Origin of the sequence: Petrotoga sp. 9PW.55.5.1 (assembly GCF_003265365.1) — a bacterium.
Lineage (GTDB): Bacteria > Thermotogota > Thermotogae > Petrotogales > Petrotogaceae > Petrotoga.
Genome location: NZ_AUPM01000076.1, coordinates 1 through 6,117, shown reverse-complemented (window position 1 = coordinate 6,117; position 6,117 = coordinate 1). Strand labels below are relative to the sequence as shown.

The 6,117-nt window shown below is 27.3% G+C and carries 7 protein-coding genes; 5 read left to right on the top strand and 2 right to left on the bottom strand.

Going from position 1 to position 6,117, the window contains the following annotated elements; translation table 11 throughout:
* Positions 1-142: 142 nt before the first annotated feature.
* Both PW5551_RS10060 and PW5551_RS10055 read right to left on the bottom strand, forming a co-directional pair.
* Positions 143-448, bottom strand: a complete 306-nt coding sequence (locus tag PW5551_RS10060; RefSeq protein WP_113075639.1) for a PBECR2 nuclease fold domain-containing protein — start codon at positions 446-448, stop codon at positions 143-145.
* 211 nt (positions 449-659) lie between these two features.
* A complete protein-coding gene (locus tag PW5551_RS10055) occupies positions 660-821 on the bottom strand; it encodes a hypothetical protein (RefSeq protein WP_199562307.1) in 162 nt (53 codons plus the stop codon).
* A 626-nt stretch (positions 822-1,447) separates the two neighbouring features.
* Here PW5551_RS10055 and PW5551_RS10050 point away from each other — a divergent pair.
* The 5 genes from PW5551_RS10050 to PW5551_RS10030 all read left to right on the top strand — a co-directional run bounded on the left by PW5551_RS10050 (position 1,448) and on the right by PW5551_RS10030 (position 6,107).
* Entirely contained in the window at positions 1,448-2,422 is a 975-nt protein-coding gene (locus PW5551_RS10050) for a hypothetical protein (protein WP_113075638.1), read from the top strand.
* Between the two features lie 174 nt (positions 2,423-2,596).
* Positions 2,597-2,938 (top strand): hypothetical protein, encoded by a 342-nt coding sequence (locus PW5551_RS10045; RefSeq protein ID WP_113075637.1) that lies wholly within the window; start codon positions 2,597-2,599, stop codon positions 2,936-2,938.
* Positions 2,939-3,113: 175 nt separating this feature from the next.
* Positions 3,114-4,175 carry a hypothetical protein gene (locus tag PW5551_RS10040; protein WP_113075636.1) on the top strand — a complete coding sequence of 354 codons (1,062 nt, stop codon included), beginning with the start codon at positions 3,114-3,116 and terminating at the stop codon, positions 4,173-4,175.
* Positions 4,176-4,418: 243 nt separating this feature from the next.
* A complete protein-coding gene (locus PW5551_RS10035; RefSeq protein WP_113075635.1) occupies positions 4,419-5,672 on the top strand; it encodes a hypothetical protein in 1,254 nt (417 codons plus the stop codon).
* Between the two features lie 6 nt (positions 5,673-5,678).
* Positions 5,679-6,107, top strand: a complete 429-nt coding sequence (locus PW5551_RS10030; protein WP_370445950.1) for an ATP-binding cassette domain-containing protein — start codon at positions 5,679-5,681, stop codon at positions 6,105-6,107.
* Positions 6,108-6,117 lie beyond the last annotated feature (10 nt).

Below are 6,117 nucleotides of genomic sequence, written 5' to 3'. Positions count from 1 at the left end.
TCAGTAAGTTCAGAATCGTCTGCATGACTTGGTTTTTTGAAATTTATGTATAATACATCGACCTCTTTATCATAAGAGGTCCATATTCGTGAGTAAGGAACTTCTATTAAAACGGGAATCAAGTCTAATATCTTTTTTATTTCTATTTTTCCCATATTTTTGGTCTCCTTTCCAATTGATTTTTTCTCCTTGTTAAAAATGAGGTTATTACAAATCCATCTTCTTTACTTGTTTCCTTATATATAACTACGATATATTTACTTTTCTCAATTTCTTTTACAGCTATAAACTCTCCTTCCCTACCTCTATAAATTACTTCGGGATTTTCAATTGTTTCAAGTATTTCGAAATAGTATCCAGCCATTTCTGAATGTTCTTCTGTAATATGAACCCATCTCTCATTTGTTAACCTAATTGGTATTTTGTTTTTTGAAATAACTTTATCCATATTCTCGATCCTTTTATAATTTTTAAAATAAAAATTATAATCTTATTGCTATAGAAAAATTATATCATATCTTTTGATCATAATTTTTATATATAACCGTTAGAAATAAATAAAAAACATCAAACTACCTAAAATGCATATTCACACCTCTTTTACTCTAATCCTTTCAAGAGGAGTTTATCTTTTTGGTCAACCAAACTCCTCTAACGTTTCAACAAGTTCTTCTCTTTTTTTCTTCAAAAACATAGAAAGAAGTTGCAGATAATCTTCTTTTTAAAGTGTACTTCTTCACAAATACATTGATTTCTTTTGGTACTTTTGACCTTAATCCTTTTGGTATGTTTCTTATTTCATAATACCTTCCATAGTTCATTATGAACTTTTTTATTCTAATTCTAAAAGCATTTGAATTATCTCCTTATGAATATCTACTTTTGTTTCATAATTGTCATTTAAAAACAACATAATATTTACTTTGGTTCCAATGTTAACAAGTCAATAGTTAATCGTTTTTCTCTTTTTAATTAATTAAATCATAACTATCATCAAAAAAGAGAAAGCGAAAACAAAATATAAAATATGATAAAAAATGTCTTAATTAAAGTTTACATAAGATTTTTTGAGCCAATCTCTGAAAATACGTTTCTAACTATATTTAAGCCCAATAAAAAAATTATTTGAAAATCATATAGAAAAGGGTATGATAAAAATAGGGTACAGAAATTTTATTTATCAAAATAAGTTATGGGGGTGAAGAAAAAAAGCAAAGAGACTTATTGTAATATTCTTAATCACTATTTTAGTGTTGGGGAGAGTTTTTGTTTTCGCAGGGGATGATACAGGGGAAAATGGAACATCCGGATTTAAACCTGGAGAAATTGTAATTTATATTGAAGAAAGTTGGTAAGTATGTATTTTAAAGTATTAAAAAGATGAGAAATGTTTGTTAAGTTGGGGAGGTATTACAGGTAATTAACTAAAATAAGAGGAGACATTATTATGAAAAACAAGTTTGGTTTGATCGGTATTTTTGTTATTTTATCTTTCAGTATATTCGCTGTTGATTTAGAACTCGATGAAAATTTTATCGTTAATTATTCTGGAGACTATTATCAAATTTTGGATATAGAGAGCGAAAGTAGCCGAACTTTCTTGTTATTGGAAAACAAAGCAGTTGCTCTATTAGATGCAGGAGGAAATATTAAAAGAGTTATTGACTTGCAAACAGATGCATTAATTCATCCTCTAACTGAATTAACTCCACGCCTTATAAATCAAGAAGACTACACAAAATTTTTAGATGTTGGAGGGTTAAGTTACTCTAATGGGGTATTGTACGTAGCTTATTCTAACATCATTAAAATGTATGATCCAAATGGGATGTTTCTTAATAAAATAGAATTGAACGAATCAATGAAGTTGAGCGACATAGCCATTTTAAATTCACAAATATACGTTTTAGATGATATTAAAGGGATTTTCAAAATAATGGGAAAGGAAGCTATAAAAATATACCCTGAGTCAGTTGAATTATCAAATTTTATTCAATATAATAATTTAGAAATAATTGATAACAGTCTATATGTATATTATACGGAAGGCAAAGAAGATCAAGAAGGTATAACAATAAGTTTTATTAGAGGTGTTTATAAATTATCAGCAAAAGATAACAAATATGTAGAAGAAAAGAGAGTTGAATTAGGGGAAGATTCAATAATAAACCATTCTTTTATTAGCTTTGAAAATAACTTGATGCTGTCGAAAGGTGAAAGTGAAATATACATTTTTGATAAAGATTTAAATATAAAGTTATACATTAATAGTCCAAAAATCTTTTTATATCCAAAATTTGATGTAGTAAAAGAAGAAAATGGAACTAGGGGATATATTGTAATTTACAACCACGGAGAATTAAAAAGATATTTTTTTGACCTTGCTATCCCTCACAAAGTTGTGAGGTGGAATATTGAATAATTATACTTTTGCTGATATTTTCTAATAGTTTTGAAAACACGATTTTAGCTTGTGCATTTACCTTTTTATTTAAAAGGAATACTATTAAAGGTGGAAAAGTAATCCAGGTAAACGCACATTTTTTAAGAAGTTTTCTTTGAAAGATACTATTGTATAATGAAGGTGAAGATAAAAGTGTTTAGGGAAGTTTCAATAGTATCGTTTGTTATAATTAATTTAACTCTTTCAGCTGTTGAAATGGTTGCAACTTTTAGTAGGTCCGTATCTAAAACCGTTACTATAAGTACATCATCTGGATTTAGTAGTATAGTAGAAGCTAAGATAGGCTATTCTCAAGGACAAACTATTACAGATACTATTTCTTCTTCTATAACGCTTCCTCCTTTATATACAGTTGATTGGTATGTTGATTGGAGAATACGTTCTTATAATGTAACAGCACAGTTTCGTAATGTTTTTGGGAACATAACTGATACAGGCAGTTGGTCTGCAACAGTTCCATTATATCAATTTTGAGTGGATATGTTTATATATAATATTAAGTAAGTAAGATTGGAATTGACTTACAGGATATTTCAACTTATAATTTCAATTAAGTTAAGTAAATCTTCTTAATTAATTGTTAGTGAAAAGAAAAGGTTTTATTTGGATTCTATTAAATTTATAAAGTGAAAAAAAGGAGATGAATGCAATGAGAAGATCCACAAAAAAAGTAACGAAAATATTTGTCTTAATAACCATATTTTCTATCGCTTGGTGTAATTTTTTGTTTGCTGAAGGAAGTGTGGATGCTTTTATGGATATTTCTCCATCTTATACTTTCACAGTTGATAAACTTCCTCCAATTACTGATGCATTTTCTTATGGAGATAGTAAATTTTATGTATATTCAGAACCTAACAACATTCTGGTTGAATCATATATAGAGATTTACTCAGTTATTCAACCTGATAGATTTGCACCGCACAATATTATACACATATTTCCAAAAAAAGAATATCAAGATTATGAAATAAGTAATTTAATCTTTGTAGTTGTAAGAGAAACAGACGTTTCTTCAGAAGAAAGAAGTGTTATTCAATCAAATGGAATTTCAAACTTCATTGTTGGCTACTCAGAAAATATAAATAAGGTTGTTGTTTTATCATTAGATGGAGATTTGGTTAATACTATAGATGTTGAAATAAACTCTAAAAATGATCTACTATTATCCACATCTTATGGTTTTTCGGAAGGTGTCTTTTGGCTGTTAGATAAAAAGAATAATAAAATTCAACTTATGAATATTTCAGGCGAAATAGTTTTATCTTTTTCTGCAACCAAGGGAAGTAACATAGAAGGAATAGACTCCACACAATTTGAGGAAGTAATAACTTCTGAAAGAGGGGATTTATATATCAGAGATTCTTCAAATAGAATTTACCAGTACAATCAAATAACGGGAAGTTTTCTAAAAAGTATTTTTTTAGAAGAATTGAAAGATGATAAGATCTATGGTTTTGCAATTGATTCATTAGAAAATATATTCATATCATACCATTCCGTATCAGATAATAAACTTAAAATAGCTGTCATTGTACAAAACGAAGAGGGAAAATATTCAACTAAAGTAATTAACGAACAACCTTTCGTTGAAGAACCAATAAAATTGCTAGCTTACAGAGGATTTTTAATATTGGTAACAAAAGAAAATTACCAAATATATGAAACTTTACCAATAATAGAGAAGCTACAAAATATTAAAGATGACTGAATTAATGATCTAATTGGATTTAATATACGTATTATAGTAATAGAAACGGATAGTATAAATTGGAGCAACTGTTTATTTGATGGTGCAAAAACTCTGATAGTTTAAAAAATACGATTTAGCTTGTGCATTTACCTTTTTATTTAAAAGGAATACTATTAAAGGTGGAAAGTAATCCAGGTAAATGCACATTTTTAAGAAGTTATTTTTGAAAGATGATATTGCATAAAGAAGGTGAAGATAAAAGTGTTTAGGAAAGTTTCAATAGTATTGTTTGTTATAATTAATTTAACTATTTCAGCTAATGTGTACAATAACATAGAAAAAATCGCTCAAACAATTGATACCTATAACAAAAAGATTATAGAAAATCAATTAAATACTCAAATTAGTGAACGAGATAATATCAAATTTAATCCTATTCCTTCAATAGGGTTGACTATTAACCAAAATAGTTATAATATAAATTTTTCAAATGATTTGAGGAATGTACTGTTTATGGGCAAAATGGAGCAAGAAAAAGAAAAGGAAATAGTGAAAGCAGAATTTCAAAAAATAGATATAGAAAAAGAACAGATAATATCTATTTTTTCCTCCATTCTAAATTATATGAATCAAAAAAACATTTTAAATCTTTATAATAATTATTATAATCATTTTGATCAACAAGAAAGAGAGATAGAAAATGAATATAAAAATAAACAAATAGCCTACAACAATTATCTTGATAACAAAATAATAATTTCACAATATAAATCTGATTACAATAATATAAAAAATTCATTTGAGTTGAATAAGAAACAATTCGATATTTTAATAAGTCAAAATGAAGAAATTAAAAATATATCAAATTTTAGCTTTGAAGAATATATTCGGTACTTTTTAAATACATATTATACTTCAGAGTATTTAGAGAATTTCGTTCAAAAAATACAAGAAATTAATGAATTCTATTTCATTACTTTAGCCCCAAAATATTATCCGAACATTCCAACAATTTCAACCACTTTATCTTACGAAAATACCTACGATCAAGAGTCCCCAAATTTAGCTTACACACTTAGAATTGGAAATCAAATTGAATTAGCCAATAAATTTTCTTTAAAGCCTGAAGTTACTATATCTTACAATGATTCTTTTAATTTTTCTTTAGGATTATTTTTTGAAACTACAGCTTCTTCTTTCAAAACTACAGAAATGGAAGATTTAGATTTATTAGTTAGCGAACAAAATAATAATCAGTTAATGTATGTTTATAATATTTGGAACGCCATCAGTTATTTAGAAGATTCAGCGAAAGTTCTTTCTATGAAATTAGAGCAATTAACATTTTTAGTATCTTCTTATCCTGATAATTCACAAATAATTTTAGAGTTTCTAAGGATATATTCTTCTTTGGAGAATACAAAGGCTAATTTAGCTTTTAATTGTTTTCTTTTAGAAAGTGAAATGAAAGCAACTGAAAAAAAATATGAACTGATAAACAATAATGTCTTTTAAACTTAAATATGGCAAGAGATAAGAGAAGGTATAAAACTGGTAAGGGGTAACGATCCATTATTCAACATGAGTGTAAAAGAAAACATAATGTTAGGTGATGAATTCAGTGAAGAAGAGTTCGACAAAGCTGTGAAAAAAGCGAAGGTAGATAAATTCATAAACTTATTAGATGAAGGATACGATACGATAGTAGGAGAAAGAGGAAGTAAGTTATCAGATGGACAAAGGCAAAGGGTAGCCATAGCAAGGGCATTGATAAGAAATCCTAAGGTACTGATATTAGATGAAGCGACATCGGGAGTAGACTCACAAACAGAAGAAGAGATATTTGAAGAATTAAAAGAATACGATATGACGTTGATAATAATATCTCACAGGTTATCGACGATAAGAAAAGCAGATAAGGTAGTAAGTATTAAAAGATGGAGAAGATAATAGGAGAAGG